The sequence below is a fragment of the Haloferax namakaokahaiae genome (assembly GCF_042663225.1).
Classification (GTDB): Archaea; Halobacteriota; Halobacteria; order Halobacteriales; family Haloferacaceae; genus Haloferax; species Haloferax namakaokahaiae.
In genome coordinates, this window is the sequence record NZ_JBHTAA010000005.1 from 1,264,085 (window position 1) to 1,281,370 (window position 17,286).

The 17,286-nt window shown below is 64.0% G+C and carries 19 protein-coding genes; 6 read left to right on the forward strand and 13 right to left on the reverse strand.

What is annotated here, in order from left to right:
- Positions 1-50: 50 nt before the first annotated feature.
- Positions 51-758, reverse strand: coding sequence for a DUF502 domain-containing protein (locus ACFQJC_RS14210; RefSeq protein WP_390224562.1), 708 nt, complete (start codon positions 756-758; stop codon positions 51-53).
- A gap of 113 nt (positions 759-871) precedes the next feature.
- Here ACFQJC_RS14210 and ACFQJC_RS14215 point away from each other — a divergent pair, with 113 nt between their 5' ends.
- Positions 872-1,480: a riboflavin synthase gene (locus tag ACFQJC_RS14215; protein ID WP_390224564.1), complete on the forward strand. Its 609-nt coding sequence runs from the start codon at positions 872-874 to the stop codon at positions 1,478-1,480.
- A 54-nt stretch (positions 1,481-1,534) separates the two neighbouring features.
- Here the strand turns inward: ACFQJC_RS14215 and ACFQJC_RS14220 are convergent, their stop codons facing one another.
- Entirely contained in the window at positions 1,535-2,578 is a 1,044-nt protein-coding gene (locus ACFQJC_RS14220; RefSeq protein WP_390224565.1) for a PrsW family intramembrane metalloprotease, read from the reverse strand.
- 99 nt (positions 2,579-2,677) lie between these two features.
- On the opposite strand from ACFQJC_RS14220, the gene ACFQJC_RS14225 reads away from it, so the two are divergent.
- The 3 genes from ACFQJC_RS14225 (at position 2,678) to ACFQJC_RS14235 (ending at position 5,243) form a co-directional block, all read left to right on the forward strand.
- Positions 2,678-3,052, forward strand: a complete 375-nt coding sequence (locus ACFQJC_RS14225; protein WP_390224567.1) for a DUF7532 family protein — start codon at positions 2,678-2,680, stop codon at positions 3,050-3,052.
- On the forward strand, positions 3,049-4,461 hold the full coding sequence (locus ACFQJC_RS14230; RefSeq protein WP_390224569.1) for a ribonuclease FAU-1 family protein: 1,413 nt from the start codon (positions 3,049-3,051) through the stop codon (positions 4,459-4,461). Before ACFQJC_RS14225 ends, ACFQJC_RS14230 begins: the two co-directional genes overlap by 4 nt.
- A 62-nt stretch (positions 4,462-4,523) precedes the next feature.
- On the forward strand, positions 4,524-5,243 hold the full coding sequence (locus ACFQJC_RS14235; RefSeq protein ID WP_390224571.1) for an HAD family hydrolase: 720 nt from the start codon (positions 4,524-4,526) through the stop codon (positions 5,241-5,243).
- Positions 5,244-5,364: 121 nt separating this feature from the next.
- Here the strand turns inward: ACFQJC_RS14235 and ACFQJC_RS14240 are convergent, their stop codons facing one another.
- From ACFQJC_RS14240 to ACFQJC_RS14270, 7 genes are all read right to left on the reverse strand, one after another.
- The gene (locus tag ACFQJC_RS14240) at positions 5,365-5,697 is read right to left on the reverse strand and encodes a NifU family protein (protein WP_390224574.1); all 333 of its coding nucleotides are present in this window, start codon (positions 5,695-5,697) and stop codon (positions 5,365-5,367) included.
- 98 nt (positions 5,698-5,795) lie between these two features.
- Positions 5,796-7,250, reverse strand: coding sequence for an LVIVD repeat-containing protein (locus ACFQJC_RS14245; RefSeq protein ID WP_390224575.1), 1,455 nt, complete (start codon positions 7,248-7,250; stop codon positions 5,796-5,798).
- Positions 7,251-7,721: 471 nt separating this feature from the next.
- Positions 7,722-8,693: an ROK family protein gene (locus ACFQJC_RS14250; protein WP_390224577.1), complete on the reverse strand. Its 972-nt coding sequence runs from the start codon at positions 8,691-8,693 to the stop codon at positions 7,722-7,724.
- Between the two features lie 81 nt (positions 8,694-8,774).
- Positions 8,775-9,455, reverse strand: coding sequence for a TIGR00266 family protein (locus ACFQJC_RS14255; RefSeq protein ID WP_390224579.1), 681 nt, complete (start codon positions 9,453-9,455; stop codon positions 8,775-8,777).
- 117 nt (positions 9,456-9,572) lie between these two features.
- Positions 9,573-10,031 (reverse strand): universal stress protein, encoded by a 459-nt coding sequence (locus ACFQJC_RS14260; RefSeq protein WP_390224581.1) that lies wholly within the window; start codon positions 10,029-10,031, stop codon positions 9,573-9,575.
- A 210-nt stretch (positions 10,032-10,241) separates the two neighbouring features.
- On the reverse strand, positions 10,242-10,622 hold the full coding sequence (locus tag ACFQJC_RS14265) for a DUF5611 family protein (protein ID WP_390224583.1): 381 nt from the start codon (positions 10,620-10,622) through the stop codon (positions 10,242-10,244).
- A 74-nt stretch (positions 10,623-10,696) separates the two neighbouring features.
- Positions 10,697-11,659, reverse strand: coding sequence for a DUF7093 family protein (locus ACFQJC_RS14270; RefSeq protein ID WP_390224585.1), 963 nt, complete (start codon positions 11,657-11,659; stop codon positions 10,697-10,699).
- A gap of 129 nt (positions 11,660-11,788) precedes the next feature.
- On the opposite strand from ACFQJC_RS14270, the gene ACFQJC_RS14275 reads away from it, so the two are divergent.
- Positions 11,789-12,088, forward strand: coding sequence for a DUF6432 family protein (locus ACFQJC_RS14275; RefSeq protein WP_390224587.1), 300 nt, complete (start codon positions 11,789-11,791; stop codon positions 12,086-12,088).
- Between the two features lie 45 nt (positions 12,089-12,133).
- On the forward strand, positions 12,134-13,225 hold the full coding sequence (gene ygfZ, locus ACFQJC_RS14280; RefSeq protein WP_390224589.1) for a CAF17-like 4Fe-4S cluster assembly/insertion protein YgfZ: 1,092 nt from the start codon (positions 12,134-12,136) through the stop codon (positions 13,223-13,225).
- A gap of 1 nt (position 13,226) precedes the next feature.
- Here ygfZ and ACFQJC_RS14285 read toward each other — a convergent pair whose 3' ends face one another.
- The 4 genes from ACFQJC_RS14285 to ACFQJC_RS14300 all read right to left on the reverse strand — a co-directional run bounded on the left by ACFQJC_RS14285 (position 13,227) and on the right by ACFQJC_RS14300 (position 17,284).
- The gene (locus ACFQJC_RS14285) at positions 13,227-14,309 is read right to left on the reverse strand and encodes a geranylgeranyl reductase family protein (RefSeq protein ID WP_390224591.1); all 1,083 of its coding nucleotides are present in this window, start codon (positions 14,307-14,309) and stop codon (positions 13,227-13,229) included.
- A 127-nt stretch (positions 14,310-14,436) separates the two neighbouring features.
- On the reverse strand, positions 14,437-15,426 hold the full coding sequence (locus ACFQJC_RS14290) for a WD40/YVTN/BNR-like repeat-containing protein (RefSeq protein WP_390224593.1): 990 nt from the start codon (positions 15,424-15,426) through the stop codon (positions 14,437-14,439).
- 90 nt (positions 15,427-15,516) lie between these two features.
- Positions 15,517-16,320, reverse strand: coding sequence for an ABC transporter permease (locus ACFQJC_RS14295; protein ID WP_390224595.1), 804 nt, complete (start codon positions 16,318-16,320; stop codon positions 15,517-15,519).
- Positions 16,313-17,284 carry an ABC transporter ATP-binding protein gene (locus tag ACFQJC_RS14300; RefSeq protein ID WP_390224597.1) on the reverse strand — a complete coding sequence of 324 codons (972 nt, stop codon included), beginning with the start codon at positions 17,282-17,284 and terminating at the stop codon, positions 16,313-16,315. Before ACFQJC_RS14300 ends, ACFQJC_RS14295 begins: the two co-directional genes overlap by 8 nt.
- Positions 17,285-17,286 lie beyond the last annotated feature (2 nt).

Consider the following 17,286-nt stretch of genomic DNA (forward strand, 5'->3'; position numbering starts at 1 on the left):
CGGGTGTGGCCGACGAGACGAACGATACGGCCGGTGTTCGTCGCCCGCGACTACTCCGCGCTCGGCTCTTCGGTGCGGTACTCCTGCCCGTTTTGGGGCGAGTAACCCGCCGGACCGGACGGGAGCGTATCGGGGTCTTCGACGCTGAGACCGGTCGTGACGAGCAGGCGAAGGCCGCGCCGAACCGGCATGTCGAGTTCGCGCACCTCGTCGGGCGAGACGATGATGAGCGACCCCGCAGTCGGGTTGGGGCTGTGCGGGATGAACACGGTAAAGAGGTCTTCGCCGACCGATTCTTCGATGGCGTTGGGCGCGTCGTTCGTCACGAACCCGATAGAGTGGACACCCTTCCGAGGGAATTCGACGAGCACGACGCGTTCGTATCCCGCGGTGGGTTCGGTCAGCGATTCCGAGACCTGCCGGACGCCGAAGTAGATGGTCCGGACGAGCGGCACCAGTTTGACGCCGCGCTCGAAACTCCCGAAGAGTCGCTGGCCGACCGATATCGACGTGAGATAGCCGAGCGTCGTAATCGTGGCGGCGATGATGAGCGCCGAGAGCACCTGCGAGATGAGGACGATATCTCCCGAGTAGTTGAGCGCGCTGGCGAGAAACGGCGTCACCTGCCGGACGAGCGGACGAAGCGCCGCCGCGATGCGACTGAAGGCGAACTGCAAGACGAACAACGTCACCGCGAGCGGGGTGACGAGAATCAACCCAGTGACGAAACTGCTTCGAAGCCGAGCGAGAACGTCCATACACATCCTGCGGGCGAGAACGACAAAACGCTATGGTCGGTGGTGAACGTCACGAAAACGTGATGGTAAACAGAAACGATAACCATTAACCGACGCATCCCAAAGCCGCGTGTATGTTCACTGGCATCGTGGAGGGGACTGGCGAAATCGCCGACGTGACCGACACCGACGGCGGCCGCCGTCTCCGCATTCGTACTGACCTCGAATTCGACGACTTACACCACGGGCAGTCTATCTCCGTCTCCGGCGTCTGTCTCACCGTCGAAGAGTTCGGCGACGACTGGTTCGACGTGTTTCTCGCCGCGGAGACCGTCGAGAAGACGTACCTCGGGGGGGTCGAAGCGGGCGACATCGTGAACCTCGAACGGGCGCTCGCGGCGAGTGCGCGCTTCGACGGCCACATCGTCCAGGGCCACGTCGATGGCACGACGACCATTACGAACATCGAGCGAGTGGGCGACGACTGGTTCTTCGAGTTCGACCTGCCCGAGTCGTTCGCCACGTACGTCGTCCAGAAGGGGTCAGTTTGTCTCGACGGCATCAGTCTCACCGTCGCCGACCGCCGCGACGAGGACTTCGCGGTGGCGATTATCCCGACGACCTACGACCTGACGACGCTCTCCGAGAAATCCGTGGGCGACCCGATTCACGTCGAAGTGGACGTGGTCGCCAAGTACGTCGAGTCGATGTTAGAGGGCTACGCGGACGCTCTGCGTGATTGAGCACGGCGCGACTGAGTACCCTTCGAACGCGGCGGGCTACTCTCCGAATCCGGTCTAATCCTCGAATTCGGTCTGTTCTGGGCCGAACGCCGCGGCGCTCGGGCCTTGGTCGTGTGCCTCGTGGTAGGCGTTGCTGTACCGCTGAATCTTCCTGATGAGGTAGAGTCCGAAGATGCCGTCGTAGATGATGACATAAAGGAGAAAGGCACCGACGCCGCCGATACCGGTCACCGAGGCGATGATTCCCGACCCGATACCGACCGTCGAGTTGTACGTCGCGTGTACTAACGCGGCGAGAATCAGGCCCTTGACGACGATTGGGCCGAAGTTCTCTCTGTTGAACTTCGCCAGACCGAGGTAGTAGCCGGCGATGGCGGAGTAGATGACGTGTCCCGGTCCGGCGAGCGCGCGAACCGCGGTAATCGTCCCGCCCGCGCCGATGATTGCCGGGGCGCTCGCCACCCCGAGGTCGAGTCCCGACTCGGCGAGGTTTCGGGTGATGTACAGCGCGTTCTCGATGGTGGCGAAACCGAGACCGGCCATCGCGCCGTACACCGCGCCATCGACGACGGCGTTGAACTTCGAGTTCGAGTAGGCGTACAGTCTGACCGCGAGGAGCTTCACCGTCTCCTCGACGGGACCGACGACGAGGTAGAAGAAGATGACCGAGCCGACGAAGCCGAGTGCGAGGTTGAACTCGCTGGCGATGACTTGCCCGGCGTTGCTCAACAGCGAGTTGGCGATGGCCGCGAACGTCGCCGTGAGGACGCCGAGGAGGAACGTCACGACCATCAGTGAAATCGGTTCGTTCTCCGTGACGTCGGTGGTGTAGACGTAGGCCGCGAGACCGAGCGCCGGGAGCGCCGACAGCAGGGTGAGCGCCCCGATTTGCGGGTCGGTAATCGCCGACAGACCGCCGATACCGATGAGGATGATGAGCGCGAGTCCGATGACGATTGCCTTGGACGAGGCGACCAAGAGTCGATACAACGCCACCGCCAATCCGTCAACCGACGTGCGCTCCTCCCACGTTGCGATGTCGTAGAGGTCCATCGAGTTACCCGCGGCACGTTCGACTGGGTCTCGTCGTTCGTCCATCACTCCGATATATCGATGTGATGTCGGTAATACCTTTGGCAGGCGGCACTGTCGCGGGCGACCAATCGAAGTTAAACCCCCCGGGACAAACACGGGGATATGCATTTCGACCCCCGTGAACAGGCGGCGCTCCGCGCGGTGGGACTCGACACCGACGACCTCCGTGAAGCCGCCGACCTGGTGAGAGAGGCAGTCCAAGAAGACGCAGACGAACTCGCGGCGTTCTTCGCCGACGGCGGGACGTTCTACTCCGATATGGAGATGGCCCACAGCGCGAGCGACGTCGTCGAACACGAGGTTGACCACGTGGACCTCTACACCCACGGCGCGTCGCTCCGCGGCTATCTCAAGTTCGACTCGTGGGGCGTCCCCATCGAGAGCGGGCGCGTGCTCTCCGAAGACGTGGTGGAACTCACGCTCGGGCCGACCGTCGATTCGCGCGTTCGCTTCGCCCGCGACGAAGCCGACCTATGAAGGTTCGCGTCCGCGGCATCTACTCGACGGCGTTGACCCACCTGTTTCTCGATGCCGACCACGACGTGGTCCAGGCCTCCGGCCCGATTCGCCAGCGCTTCGACGCCGAGTTCGAGAGCGCCGACCACGACGTGGCAATCGAGACGACCGACAAGCGACAGGGCGTCGGCGTCGAGGGCACCGCACGCGCCGTCTCGACGGCGACGACGCTCCTCCAAAACCTCGCTATCGACGCGTTCGCGTGGGACGACCCCGCCCCGACTGGCGCGGTGTTCGACGCTCGCGTGACCGAGACCCTGGGCGGCGGCGCGGTCTGCGACCTCGGCGAGACGACTGGCTATCTCCCGTACGACGAGTTCGACGGCCGCGTCGAAACCGGCGACGAGATTCGCGTGCAGGTCGCCGAGTCGTCGCCACCGTGGGCCGACCACCGCGCCGAACTGACTGGTGAGATTCGCGCACTGGCCGGACTGGCGACGCTCGTCCCCGGAACCGAGGGCGTCCGCGTCGAGACCCGCGACGAGGCCGCCGCGCGCGAACTCGCCGGGATGACCGACCTCCTCGGCGGCGACCCACCCGAGGGTTGGGGGATTCGCTGGCACCGCGACGCCGTCGATGCCGACATGGGCGCGCTCAACGACGCGCTCGACCGAGCTGCGGACATCGCCACACAGCTCGATTCGGTACTCGACGACCCGATCGAAGCGCCCCGCGAACTCGCCGCACCGACGAAGACGACGTGGGTCTGGTTCGGCCGCGAGACGCGTTTCGCGCTCGACGCACATCGAAGAGAGGTGGCGACGACGATGCCCGGTCACCACCGGACGAAAGCCGGGTCGGCCGCCGCGTCCTCTGGTGTGGACCTCGCCGAAGCACTCTGCGAGGGACTCGGTGGCGAAGACGGCGCGTTCCCGTTCGACGTGGTGACCGCTCAGTTCGGCCCCCTCGAAGGCGACAGGGTCGCTATCGGCCACGGCAAACCCGACGGCAGACTCATCGTCCTCGGGTCGGGCGAGGTGACGAAGCGCGACCCCGAGGGGACCATCGAACTCCGCCGACAGATGTCCGGCGGCGGTGCCTACGACGCACTGGAAATCCCACGCGAATCGGGTGACACCGCGACGACGAAGTTCCGCGAAGGTCGGTGGTGGTACCCGACGGTCTACCGCGACTCCGAAGGCTCGGTCAAGGGCACCTACGTCAACATCTGTACGCCCGTCGAGTGCTTCCCGAACCAGATTCGTTACATCGACCTGCACGTCGATGTCATCAAACACGCCGACGGAACGGTCGAACGCGTGGACGACGACGAATTAGATGAGGCAGTCGAAGCGGGCCACATCTCAGAGGAGTTAGCGGAGAAAGCGCGGTCGGTGGCGTCGAGTCTGGAGAAAGCGTTGGCGAAGTAGGGCTGGAAATCCTTTTTGTCGGGAAAACGACTTTAGCGGCCGGAAGCCTCTGGTGAGAAACAATGGTCGAGGCCGTGATATTCGATTTGGGCGGGACGCTCTTTCACGGCGAGGACGACGTTTCAAAGGCAGTTGAGGGCGTGTACGATGCTCTGTGCAATCGAGGCTACGAACTCGGCGAGACACAATTCGAGTCGCTATTGAAAGAAGCCAACGAGCAGTTCGCAGAACGATATCACGGAGACTACCGCCGGTTCCACTTCGGGACATTCATGGAGACCTTCTTCGACGTGTGGGGAGTCGAAGCCACCGAAGAAGAGAAGGAAGCACTCGACCGGTTATTTTGGGAAATTCGCTTACGCCACCAATATCTCGACGACCACGCCGAGTCCGTGCTTCGGTTCTGTCGCCGCCGAGGTTTCATTACGGGTGCCATCACGAACGGGAATCGGATGATGACCGAGACACGTCTCCGTTCTGCCGACATCGCAGACAAGTTCGACGTGGTACTGTGTTCGACGGAGATTCGAGCGGAGAAATCGACCGTCAAACCGTTCGAGATTTTCTTGACAGAAGCAGGGCTGGACGGAGCGGACTGTGTGATGGTTGGAGACCGATTAGACGAGGATATGTGGGCCAATCAAGTTAGGATGACGACTGTGTATCTATCGAACGGCCCAACCATCTCACGTGGACCAGAACGAGAACCAGATTATACGATTGACTCACTTGGCGAACTGACGCGCGTGATTAGCGAATTAGAGCTTCGCCCGTCCAAATGAGGGATTCGAGAGTCAGTCCCGAACCGAGCGAAGCGAGGTTCGGCCCTTTTTTGGTCCAGATTTTTTGGCGGGGTTCGAGGCGACGAAGTCGCTGAGGACCCCGTGAAAAAAGGTGGGGGTCCTAGAAGTGGTCGGGACTCTCGCTCCCGAACTGCAACTCCCCGCCGCGGCCGCCCTCGACGGTGCTGCTGCCGTGGTCGCCCGAACTCGGCACCTTCACCTGCACGTCCTCGATTTCGTCGAACTTCATGATGAGGTCGGACTGGATGTTCTGGGCGGTGATGTTGCTGATGCCGCACCCGGCGCAGGCCCCGCCGAGTTCGACGACGACTTCTCCGGACTCCGGGTCGGCCTTTCGGACGACGCTGTTGCCCCCGTGCATCTGGATGATGGGCATCTGGCCGACCATCCAGCGCTCGACACGTTCTTTGAGCGTCTCCGACTCGTCACTCATATGGCGGTGCTTGGAGGTCCACGTATGAGAATGGTGCGGTTCTCCCGACGAACCAACCGGCGAGAGAAAGCGTGTGACGGTCGTTCGTGATAGATTCGTCAGTCACGGCCGCGCGTTCGATACCACAAGCCGGCGGCACCGAGTGCGGTCGCGCCGACGGCGAGTCCGAAGCCGGGTGTCTCGGTTCGGGATTCGCCGGTCGTCGTCGGAGTGTCACCCGCAGTCCCCGTCGGCGTCGATGTCGCCGTCTGCACGAGCGACTCGGTGGTCGTCTCGGAGACGAGCGTCGGCGGGTTCCTCTGCTCGCCGGTGTGGTCCGGGAAGGTGTAGAGCGCGCCGTCCTCGTCACCCACGCCCCAACTGGAGGCGACGAAGACGCCCTCGTCGGCGAAGGGAAAGGCGTACTGTGCCGTCCAAAAGCTGGCCGTCTCGGGGTCGCGCCACCACGCGAGTTCGACGGGGTCCGACGGGTCGGTGATGTCGTGTCGTTTCACGCCGCCGCGATACCACGAGGTGTAGAGACGGCCGTCGTGGAAGTCGAAGTTGTGCGCGGTGGTCCAGACGCCGCCGTAGGTCGGTTCGGGACTCTGTGGCGGGTCGATAGTCGATAGTTTGGTCGGGTCGCTGGGCGTAGAAATATCCCACAGCGAGACGCCGCTGGGACCGCCGACGAGTTCGGTCGTGTCGTCCTCGTTTTCGATTTCGTAGGCCCACGATTCGACGCCGATACCGAGGAGCGTCGCGTCGTCGTTCGTGGCGACGTAGTGGTGGTTTCCGGGCGGGGTTCGGCCGGCGCGAATCAGGCCAGTTCGAGAGCGGTCTGCGAGTGCAGTGGGGTCGCCGGGTTCGATAGCCGTGATGACGGCCGGGTTCGCGGGGTCGGACACGTCTACAATCCACGTGCCTGCGTCCCAGTGGGCGATGTACGCGACGCCGTCTCGGACCCACACGTCGTGAATGGCCCACAGCGAGGTTCGCACGTCGGCCCAGCGGTCGTCTTCGGAGACGAGCGACCAGCGTCCGAGTTCGTCGCCCGAGGCGATATCGAGGACGACGAGCGGGTTGCCCTCGCCGTCGTTCGCGGTGAGGTAGACGCGGCCGTCGGCCGCGAAGCAGTTGTGTATCGGAAAGTCGGTCTCGTAGAAGTCGAGTTCGGTCGGAGAGGCGGGGTCCGAGACATCGACGACGAGCACGCCGGACGGCGCGCCGGGAAGCGGGTTCGCCGGGCCGACGACGACCAGCGTCTCGCCGTCGAGTTTCACGTCGTAGATGCCGCGGAGTGGCCCGTCCTCGCGGTCGGAGAGGAGGTCACGGCGGTCTGCGAGAACCTCCGGGCGGTCGGGCGTAGACACATCGACGACCGCGTAACCGGTCGTGGCCGCGACGTACGCGGTCTGGCCATCCGCCGAGACGACGGCTTCTTTCGCACCGTCGATAGCCACCGAGCCGAGCGGTTCGAACGGTCCCGGGTGTGCTACCGAGCGGCCGACCGTGCCGACACCGCCGAGGAGGGCGGCACCGCCGGCGACGCGGAGGAACTGGCGACGGTTCACACTGCCACTCGGTGAGGCAGCGACAAAAGTTGGATGGCTCTGGTAGCTACTGAAGTCGTAATTCGTCTGAGAACTGTGGTGACGCCGAGGGGGATAGGTGGGTGGGTGGGAATCCCCGTGGCGTCGTGCGGCCGGTAGGTGGTGGTGGGAACCGACCGACACCCGTTCCTTGCTTCCGGTGGAACGTCCGTGCACCGTTCGCATCGACGGGAACGGGGCGTCGAGTTATCGGCCTGCAGAGCAAGCCGCACCGAGGTGCACGACTATTGATAGCTCGACCACCCATATAAGCCTGCGCCGCCGAATATCAGACGAGATAATATATCGGTATCGAACGAGTTGTTCGTCCGCGTCTGCCAACGTCGTGGTCGTACGCGCTATCGTCGTTGAGAACAGGAGCTGAGAGCAGGTGGAGCCTGAAGGTACAGAAACTGGTCGAAAACGAACGATAGTGAGACGTCGCCGAACGGCCTATCGGAGACGCGAGCGGTCGCCGGTGCCTTTGGTCATCGCACTGGCGAGTGCGCCCTCGACGACGACTTCGTCGCCGAGCGTCGTCAACTGAATCTGCGGGATGTTGGACATAACCATCTCGTTCATCCGTTCGCGGATGGGGTCGAGGACGAGTTCCGGGTTGTTGAGCGCCACCGCGCCGCCGACGTAGATGACGAGCGGTGCGAACGCGTGGACGATGTTGGCGACGCCCATCGCGTTCCAGTGGGCGACTTGCGAGACGACGTAGTCGGCGAACTCGTCTTCGCCGGCGTGTTCGTACACGTCCACGGCGGAGAAATCGGGGTCTTCGACGGGGAGGACAGTATCGACCGGGTCCTCCTCGTGGAGTTCGAGCGCGTAGTCCGGGATGTTGTTCCCGGAACAGTAGCCCTCCCAGTGGCCGTCGTGGCCGCACCCGCAGGTCATGAAGCCGTTGGGGTCGAGCGTCATGTGACCGACTTCGCCCGCGTTGCCGTCCCATCCGGAGAGGACGTGGCCATCGACACAGACGCCAGCGCCGATACCCGAGGAGATGGTGAGATACACCATATCGTCGGGGTTGCGGTCGGAGTGGAAGCGCTCGCCGATAACACCGGCGTTGGTGTCGTTGTGGAGGTAGACCTCTTCGGTGTCGAGCAAGACAGAAATCGGACCGGTGAGCGGGATTCTATCGATAGTGTCTGGGAGGTTCGCCGGGTTCTCGACCGCGCCCTCTGCGAGGTCGAGCGGGCCAATCGCGCCGATGCCAGCGGCGACCGCCTCCTTCGGTTCGATATTCGCTTCGTCACACGCTTCACGAACGACGTTCAGGACCGCTTCGGTGACCGCGATTCCGGTCGGACCTCGCGGCGTTCGGTCGCGGGCTTGCCCGAGTATCGTTCCCTCACCATCGGCAACGACCGCACGGACGTTTGTCGCCCCGAGATCGACACCCACGTAGTACGCCATTGTGTCCATAGGGACCCGCCCGCCACTTAACTGAGAGGGATTTCGCCTAATTTACTCGCAACGCGGTAGCGATTCCCACACTCACTGCGTGCCGTTGGTCGAAGGGAGCTGTGGGATGAGCCACGACAGGAAGGCGTCCATGCTCCGCGACTGGAGCCAAACCGTGCCGGGACCCCGGAACGTGCAGACCAAGCCTTCACCGCTGAACAGCGTCGATTTGAGTCCGCCGACGCGTTCGACGTTGAACGTCGTGGACCCGTCGAAGGCGACGATGTGGCCGGTATCGACGGTGTACGTCTCGCCCTCGCCGAGTTCGACTTCGTGAATCGCCCCGTAACTCGACAAGAACGCCTCGCCGACGCCGTCGAGTTTGAGCAGGAACAGCCCTTCGCTCCCGAAGAACGTCTTCGCGCCGCCGAACGACGTGTCGAGTTCGAGGTCAACGTCCGAGGCGAGGTACGACCCCGACTGTACGTAGAGCACCTCACCATCGAGTTCGTGGGCGACGATGTCGCCGGGGAGCGGCGGGGCGAACGAGACTTCGCCGGGCGCGTTCGCCGTGAACGTGTTCTGGAAGAACGATTCGCCGCCGAGGACGCTGCGTTTGAGCGACCCGAAGAGACCACCGCGGGCGGCCGTCTCGATCTCGATGCCGTCGGAATAGCTCACCATCGCGCCCGCCTCGGAGCGGACGGATTCGCCCTGTTCGAGCGAGACGGTCACCAGTGCGAACGATGGTCGGTACTCGATTTCGTACTCCATGCTGATGTGTTGTCTCGCTAAGGTATGTAGATATCTCTCGATAGCCGACAGTCGGCACTCTGGGCGACCACCACAGTCGGCGGCCACCACTGCCCGGCGTTCGCTCCGGCGTCGGTCTTACTTCGTGTCTTCGCGGACGAACGTGACCGGGCACGGCGACGAGAGCATCACTTCTTGGGCGAGGCTTCCGAACACGGCCTTGCCCGTCGGAGAGCGCTTGCGGCCGCCGACGAGCAACTGGTCGGCATCGACTTCGGACGCCAGCTCGACGAGTTCTTCGCCGTGGTCACCGATACGGCCACGGACGTCGTAGTCGATGTCTTCGTCGGCGAGTTGCGAGACGAGTTTTCGAATCGTCGCGTGGCGTCGGGCCACGTCGTCGGCGGAGACTTCCTCGGCGGTCACGTCGAAGTCGAGGTTGTCGAGCGCCTCGCTGTACTCACTCTTCGTGAAGACGTGGCCGAGGACGACAGTCGCCCCCGTCGGACCTGCGATGTCGATTGCCTCTTCGGCGAGTCGGTCGATACGGTCGGCGTCGCTCGGGCCGACAGCGAGTAAGGTGGTTTCGATAGCCATTAGCTACCCGTTCGATTGGCTGTCACTTAACCGTGTCGGGTATTTTTACTCGTTTCCGAAATAATAATTCGTTTCAAAACAGCTGCCGCTCGATACGTTATCTCGTGAATCGATATCCGCCGATATGTACGTCTCTCCGGATGTGTCGCGGGCGATAGCCGCGTCGCTCGCGGGGGAAGCTTCGAGAAGGATGAGTCGATAACTGACGGTTCAGTAGTCGGGCGCGTCGTCTTCGACGGAGCGCTTCATCGATTCACGGCGCGACTTCGCGTCACGGCCGGTCGCTTCGAGCAAGAATTCGTTCTTCGCGCTGACGGCTTCGCCCGCGGCTTCGAGTTCGTCGGGCGAGAGTTCGGTCGGGTCCGCCTCTTCGAAGTTGACCGCGAGGCGGTCCTTCTTGCCGCTGTACTTGACTGCGCCGACGACGACGCGTTCGAACACGGGGTTCTTCGGCTCACCGACGACGAACAGGTCGCTTCCTTTGAAATCCTCGGTGCCCGTAATCGGACCGAAGTAGTCCTCGACGGTCGCTTTCATGTCCGGAATTCGCTCTTCGAGCGTCTCCCCGCGGCGCATTTTGTACTCCTTCATGGCCGGGGTTTCGATAGCGGACGGTTTACCTGTTTCGTGACTCGTCGCGTCTGCGACGACGTGACGGTGCGCGCTTACGCCTCTCGTTCGGCGATGTAGCCCTTGCGGCACTCCGGACAGATGTCACCGGCACGCATCGAAGAGGACGACGCCCCGCGAGCGTGGCCGCAGTTCGGACAGTAGTACTCGACGGCGTCGTCGGGTACGTCGCTGTTCCGCGGTGCCTCGCCTGCACGAACGAACTCGTCGTCGCTCCCCGAGGGTGCTTCGATGAACTCGCCGTTCGATTCGGCGTTCGCCGCCCCGTCGTTCTCCGGCGTCAGGCCCCCACCGAAGGAGATAGAAGACGGTTCACCATCGTCGGGTCGGGCGTCGAACCCTTCGTCTTCGCCCGGCGGGTCCGGCCACGCGCCGTAGTCGCGCGACTCTTGGACCTCGGTGACGCCCGAGTCGGCGTCGGCTTCGGCTTCTGCGCCGGCGTCGATGAACTCGGCGTCGTGTCCCGTCGAGGTCGGTTGCGGCGTCGGGTCGTCGGTCTCGACCTCATCGACGTCGTCGGGCCACTGCGTCCGGTCGCGGTCGCTCCCGTCGTCGTCGAGGATAATCGCATCGTCCGTGACCGGCGGTTCGTCGAGCGTCTCCGGTTCGGGTTCCGGTTCGGGGTCGGCTTCGACCTCGTCGGTCTCGTCTTCGTCCTCGGCGTCGTCGATGAACTCCGCCTCGTGTTCGGCCTCCGTCACCGGGTCCGGCGCGGTTTCGATGACCGTCTCTTCGTTTGCTGGTTGGTCTGGTTTCGGTTCTGCGGGTTCGAATCCGGCGGCGACGGTGTCGGCTTCACCGTCGGTCATCCCGACCTCTTCGGGCGTCCGAATGGCTGTGACCTCTTTGTTCTCGGTGACGACGTGTTCGTGTCCGCACCGCGAACACACTTGCAGTTCTCGCACGGAAACAACCACCTCGTCGCCGCGTTCCTCGCGCTCCCGTTCTGTCTCGGTGTCTCCGTAGGAGTGCCCAAGAAGACGGCACGTAAGTCCCATTACGCGAGATTTCCGGGGTTCGGGAACAAAAAGCTACCCCCTCTGTGTCGGACGGCCGTCAGACGGGAGGCGCAGTGACCCACCCAGACAGGCGGTACAGGTAAACCACCGGCAAGCGAAATACGGGGTATGAAAGCGAGGCGGGAGTTTCGGAATCGCCGTGATATCGAAGTCGCGGTTCTCGACGCACTCGTCGATAGACACGAAGAGGGAATGACCGTTTTCGAACTTCGAGCAGCGGTCGATGCCGACATCGACACGCTCGAAGACGCCCTCGCCGCACTGAAATCTGAAGAACTCATCGTCGTCGAAGAGTCACAACAGCGCGTTCTCATCCACCCGGACGACCGAGTCGTCCCCGACCCCGGCGAGGCGGTCAAAGAGGACGCGTCGCTCATTGACCGACTCCGAAAGCGAATCGGTTTGTAATCCCAGAGTGGGAGGGTTTTATTCGTCGCCACCAAAGCGATAGCCATGACACTCGTCGCGGACATTCACGAGGCCCACGGCGCGACGTTCGAGTCGCGCGGCGGCGTCACCGTCGTCAGCCACTACGGTCGCCCCGAACGAACCCACCGCGCCGTCCGAAACGGTGTCGGCGTCATCGAACACGGCTACGGCGTCGTCGTCGTCGAAGGCGACGACCGAATCGAGTACGTGGACAACGTCGTCACGAACACCGTCCCCACCGAAGACGGACAGGGAACCTACGCGCTCCTCCTCGACCCCGACGGCCGCATCGAGACGGAGATGTACGTCTACAACGCCGGCGAGCGACTGCTCGTCTTTACGCCCCCAGACCGCGCCGAACCCCTCGTCGAGGAGTGGCGCTCCAAGACGTTCCTCCAGCGCGTCCGCATCCGCGACGCCTCCGACGAGTTCGGCGTCTTCGGCGTCCACGGCAAGCACGCCACCGAGAAGGTCGCAAGCGTCCTCGGCGACGCCGGCGCGCCCGAACCCGAACTCACCTTCGTCCGCGGGTCTATCGGCGGCGAGTTGGGCGTCACCGTCATCGCCTCGGACAACCCCACCGGCGAGGAAGGCTACGACATCATCTGCCGCGCGAAGGACGCCGAAGACGTGTTCGAAGCCCTGCTCATCTACGGTAATCCCGCGGTCCCCGTCGGCTACCAGACGTGGGACAGCCTCACCGCCGAAGCGGGAACGCCGCTGTTCGAAACCGAACTGAAAGGGCAGATTCCGAACGTCCTCGGCCTCCGCAACGCCCTCGACTTCGACAAGGGCTGTTTCGTCGGCCAGGAAGTCGTCTCGAAAGTCGAGAACCGTGGGCGGCCATCGCGCCGACTCGTCGGCCTGCAGGTCGATGCGCTCCCAGCGCGCGGCGACGACGTACTCGCAGATGGCGATTCAATCGGCGAGATTACCCGCGCCGTCGAAAGCCCGTTGCTGGACTCGCCAATCGCCTTCGCGTTCGTCCCGTACGACCTCGACGCGGACGAACTGGCCGTCGAAATCGACGGCGAGGAAGTCGCGGCGGTCCGGAAGTCGCTTCCGTTCGTGGAAGGCAACGCGCGGTCGGCGCGGATTCCGACGTATCCGGAGTAGGTTACAAGAGCTTCTTCAGGTGCTCGCGCGAGAAGAACGAACTCGGCTTGTCCATGTGGACGCCGATTTCGCCGGAGAGCGATTTGAGACCGGCGTGTTGGAGCCATTCGGGAAATGAGTAGCACTTTCGAACCCAGTGACCGAGTCGAATCTCCGTCGAGAGTTCGTCGCGCCACGCCGACTCGTAGGCGGCGAGCGAGTCCGGGTCGTCGGGGTCGATGGTTTCCACAGCGCAGTCTGCGGCCGTCATCCCATATAAGATTCCGCCGCCGGTGAACGGCTTGGTCTGGGCGGCGGCGTCACCGATGAGGAACGCCCGGCGCGTCGTCGTGCGCTTCGGCGGGCCGATGGGAATCGCACCCGAACAGAAGTGTTCTGTCTCCACGTCGTAGGTCCGCGTGAGCGCGTCGAACATCTCGCGGACTTCGGCACCCGGCGGGGCGGCGAGACCGTACTCGACGCCCGCCTCACCGCGCGGAATGCGCCACGCGAAGAATCGCGGGACCGTGAGGTGGACGTCCACGAAATCGCCGTCGTCGGGGTCGGGGTCGAACGCGAGGACGCCGTGCAGCGTCTCGGCCGGTTCGGGCAGGTCCACAGCGCGCCGGACGCGGGAGGTAGGACCGTCGCATCCGGCGACCATCTTCGCCTCGAAGGTAGTCGTCCCGGACTCACCCGCGACGCTCACGGTGAGTTCGACCCTGTCCTCGCGCTCTTCGATTTCGGTGACGGTGTGGCCTTCGCGCACGTCCGCACCGGCCTCGCGGGCGCACTCCGCGAGCGTCTTGTCGAGTTCGACGCGGTCGATGACGTTCGAGACTTCCGTCTTCTTGTAGAAGGGATAGGCCTTCGAGTTCGGCCCGCCGACGTGGAAGTCGGCCCCGAAGATGCGGTTCTGAAAGAGGTGGTCGCGGGCCTCGTCGGGCACGAAGTCCCAGATGTCGGTGCTCACGTGGCCGGAACACGCGAGCGGGGTTCCGACCTCGCCTTTCTCCAAGGCGATGACGTCGTACCCCGATTCGGCGGCGCGACGGGCGAATCGCGCACCCGCAGGTCCCACGCCGACGACAGCGAAATCGTACATGTTCGGTGGCTTGTGCCGACGCGCTAAGAATCTTCTCGCTCACGGACTCGTCCGAGTGCGATTTTCATCATCCGAGCGCCTTCTCCCACCATCCGAAAGCCCTCCCACCAACCGAGCGCCTTCCCCATCACCCCAGCGCCAATCCCGCCGCGGTGTGCGGCGGCGTGCGCCACGGGAGGTCCAGTTTCGACCACGTATCGCCGAAGTTCGTCGTCCGATAGACGCCGTGGTCGTTCGCGGCGAAACACTCGCCGCCGACGTCGCTCGCCCGCAACACCGACCGCGTGACGCCCTTGCCGGTTGGGAGTCCGTTGCCCGACAGTCGAACCCACGGACCGCCGCTGCGACGACGATACAGGTAGGACTCGGCCGAGCGCGGCGAGTGCGCGTGCATGGCGCTTCGGGCGGCCGTGAGCAGTCTCGATTCGGGGTCGTCGCTATCGACCGCGACGTTCCAGCAGTAGCCGTGTTCGAGACCGTCGGTCGGATAGCTCCACGTCTCGCCGCCGTCTTCGCTCTCGGCGTAACCGTCGCCGGCGGCGGCACAGACGTGGCCCGGCGCGTCGGGATGAGTCGCCATCGAGTGCGTATCGCGCCGCGAGGTGGGAACGCGGTCCTCCCACGTCTCGCCGCCGTCGAACGACTGGACGAGCGCCCCGGCCTCGACGGCGACGAAGAGGTGTTCGGGGTCGGCGGGGTCCACTTCTATCCACCGGGCGTGATGCGTGGTCGGCCGCGGCGGGAACGCCCACGACGAAGACGACGGGAGCGACGTGAGGGGCGAGAGCGCGCGCCACGTCTCCCCGCCGTCGGTAGAGCGATACACCGCGGAGGGTTCAGTGCCGGCGTAAATCGTATCGGGGTCCGCGGGTGAGATGGCGAGACTCGTCATCGACTCGAAGAACATCCGTTCGCCGACAGCGTCCCACGTCTCGCCGGCGTCGGTCGTTCGATACAGCCCCGAATCGAACGTCCCGCAGAACGCACGACTGGGCCGTCGTGCGTCTGCCGCGACGCACTCGATACGCTCCGCGTCGAAGTGGTGGACGACACTCGGGTCGCCGCGTGGGTCGGAGACGACGAGGAGCGCCCCGTCAACGGCCGCATAGAGCTGCATAGCTGACGTAGGGTGGGGAGACGGATAAGAGAGATGACAGAGCTGTAAGACAGGACGGACAGTGGGACAGGTGTGAGCGAGTCGTGAGACTCACGAGAGGTCGCGCCGCTCGAACACTTCGGCCGCGAGGACGACGAAGAGGCACGTCGCCACCACGAGGACGGCCACGCCGTCCCAATCGACTTCACCGAGGATGAGGAGGTCACCGGGGTCGATGTAGCGCGCCAGCGAGAGCGACCCGAGGAACTCGTAGTCGGTGTCGGTCGTCAGCGAGTCGAGGAAGAACGTCCCGAAGATAGCGCCGAGGGCGGCCCCCTGTGCCCTGCGGACCCGCTGGAAGTACGCCGACGCGAGCAGGCCAATCGAGACGCACGCGAGGAGATACAGCCCGCCGACGAAGTGGACGAGCAGGAGTCGCCACAGCCGCAACTCCTCGTCGATGAGCGCCGTACCGAGGAGGACCGATACGAGGACGACGAGGTCTACGAGCGCGACGGTCGGAACCATGGCGAGGAACTTCCCGAGGACGAATCGCGTCCTCGAAATCGGGCGGACGAGGACGAGTTCGGCCGAGCGGTTGTCCACCTCGCCCGCGACGAGCGACCCCGCGGAGTAGGCGAAGTAGCCGCCGACGATGAGCAACCACACCAACTGGTACAACTCGACGACGAGGTAGCCGTCGAGCGACGTGATGTCGCTGACGCTCCCGATGAACGCGGCCTGGAGTCCCTCCGGATACGACTGCAAGAGTTCGTTGAAATCGACGCCCGCCTGTTCGAACGACGGGAACACCGCGATGGTCAGTCCGACCGTCGCCACGAGCAACGCGCTGACGATGGCGATGCTCCGCCGGCGCTGGGCGAACTCGAAGCGTGCCACGTCGAGTTCACGCATCGGGGACCTCGTCGGCAACCTCGGGGGGTTCGTTCGGTTCGTGTGGTTCGTGCGAGCGGTCGGTCTCCGCGTCGCGCTCGGTGTCGTCGTAGAAGTGCATGAACACGTCTTCGATGGCCGTCTCGCGGACTTCGAGGTCGGTGACGTGGTAGCCGTCGAGGACGTCCACGAGGCGGTCGTAGTTCCCCGAGATGACGAGGCGGAGCGACCCGTCGGGTTCGATGCGCGCGTCGATGGTCTCTTCGAACTCGAAGTCGGAGAGCGTGAGTGGGTCGGGCGTCTGGACGGTGACGACCTTGCCACTTCGAGCGAGCAGGTCGTCGATGGCTTCGACGGCGACGAGTCGGCCGTCTCTGATGATAGCGACCTGCTCGCAGACGTCCCGAACTTCGCTCAGGATGTGCGTCGAGAAGAACACCGACACGCCGCGGTCACGCTCCTCGCGGAGAAAGTCGTAGAACTCCTGTTGGACGAGCGGGTCCAGTCCGGTCGTCGGTTCGTCCATGATGACCAACTCGGGGTCGTGCATGAACGCTTGGACGATAGCGAGTTTCTGCTTGTTCCCCCGTGAGAAGGCGCGGACGTGCCTGTCGAGCGGGACGGGAAACCGTTCGAGCAGTTCGTCCCGGCGTTCGTCACCCGAGAGACGGGCGAAGTAGTCGAGCGTCTTCTTGCCGGTCACGTCGTCGTAGAACTGCGGGTCGCTCGGGATGTGCCCGATTTTGGCCCGTGTGGCCTGAAAGGCGGCCGTGTCTTCGAGCGGCGTCCCCAGAATCGTCGCCGTCCCCTCCGTCGGCGCGAGAAACCCGAGTAAGAGCCGAATCGTCGTGGACTTGCCGGCACCGTTCGGACCGAGAAAGCCGAACAACTCGCCGCGAGGGATAGAGAGTGTAAGATCCTCGACACCGCGGACGTCGCCATAGTACTTGGTAAGCCCGTGGATGTCGATGGCGGGGGCTGCCATAC

Coding starts and splice junctions, on each gene's coding strand:
- ACFQJC_RS14240 (WP_390224574.1), bottom strand. CDS start 5,697: ATGAGTGACGAGTCGGAGACGCTCAAAGAACGTGTCGAGCGCTGGATG.
- ACFQJC_RS14285 (WP_390224591.1), bottom strand. CDS start 14,309: ATGTACGATTTCGCTGTCGTCGGCGTGGGACCTGCGGGTGCGCGATTC.
- ACFQJC_RS14265 (WP_390224583.1), bottom strand. CDS start 10,622: ATGAAGGAGTACAAAATGCGCCGCGGGGAGACGCTCGAAGAGCGAATT.
- ACFQJC_RS14225 (WP_390224567.1), top strand. CDS start 2,678: ATGCATTTCGACCCCCGTGAACAGGCGGCGCTCCGCGCGGTGGGACTC.
- ACFQJC_RS14275 (WP_390224587.1), top strand. CDS start 11,789: ATGAAAGCGAGGCGGGAGTTTCGGAATCGCCGTGATATCGAAGTCGCG.
- ACFQJC_RS14295 (WP_390224595.1), bottom strand. CDS start 16,320: ATGCGTGAACTCGACGTGGCACGCTTCGAGTTCGCCCAGCGCCGGCGG.
- ACFQJC_RS14270 (WP_390224585.1), bottom strand. CDS start 11,659: ATGGGACTTACGTGCCGTCTTCTTGGGCACTCCTACGGAGACACCGAG.
- ACFQJC_RS14220 (WP_390224565.1), bottom strand. CDS start 2,578: ATGGACGAACGACGAGACCCAGTCGAACGTGCCGCGGGTAACTCGATG.
- ACFQJC_RS14290 (WP_390224593.1), bottom strand. CDS start 15,426: ATGCAGCTCTATGCGGCCGTTGACGGGGCGCTCCTCGTCGTCTCCGAC.
- ygfZ (WP_390224589.1), top strand. CDS start 12,134: ATGACACTCGTCGCGGACATTCACGAGGCCCACGGCGCGACGTTCGAG.
- ACFQJC_RS14230 (WP_390224569.1), top strand. CDS start 3,049: ATGAAGGTTCGCGTCCGCGGCATCTACTCGACGGCGTTGACCCACCTG.
- ACFQJC_RS14260 (WP_390224581.1), bottom strand. CDS start 10,031: ATGGCTATCGAAACCACCTTACTCGCTGTCGGCCCGAGCGACGCCGAC.
- ACFQJC_RS14210 (WP_390224562.1), bottom strand. CDS start 758: ATGGACGTTCTCGCTCGGCTTCGAAGCAGTTTCGTCACTGGGTTGATT.
- ACFQJC_RS14235 (WP_390224571.1), top strand. CDS start 4,524: ATGGTCGAGGCCGTGATATTCGATTTGGGCGGGACGCTCTTTCACGGC.
- ACFQJC_RS14300 (WP_390224597.1), bottom strand. CDS start 17,284: ATGGCAGCCCCCGCCATCGACATCCACGGGCTTACCAAGTACTATGGC.
- ACFQJC_RS14250 (WP_390224577.1), bottom strand. CDS start 8,693: ATGGCGTACTACGTGGGTGTCGATCTCGGGGCGACAAACGTCCGTGCG.
- ACFQJC_RS14255 (WP_390224579.1), bottom strand. CDS start 9,455: ATGGAGTACGAAATCGAGTACCGACCATCGTTCGCACTGGTGACCGTC.
- ACFQJC_RS14215 (WP_390224564.1), top strand. CDS start 872: ATGTTCACTGGCATCGTGGAGGGGACTGGCGAAATCGCCGACGTGACC.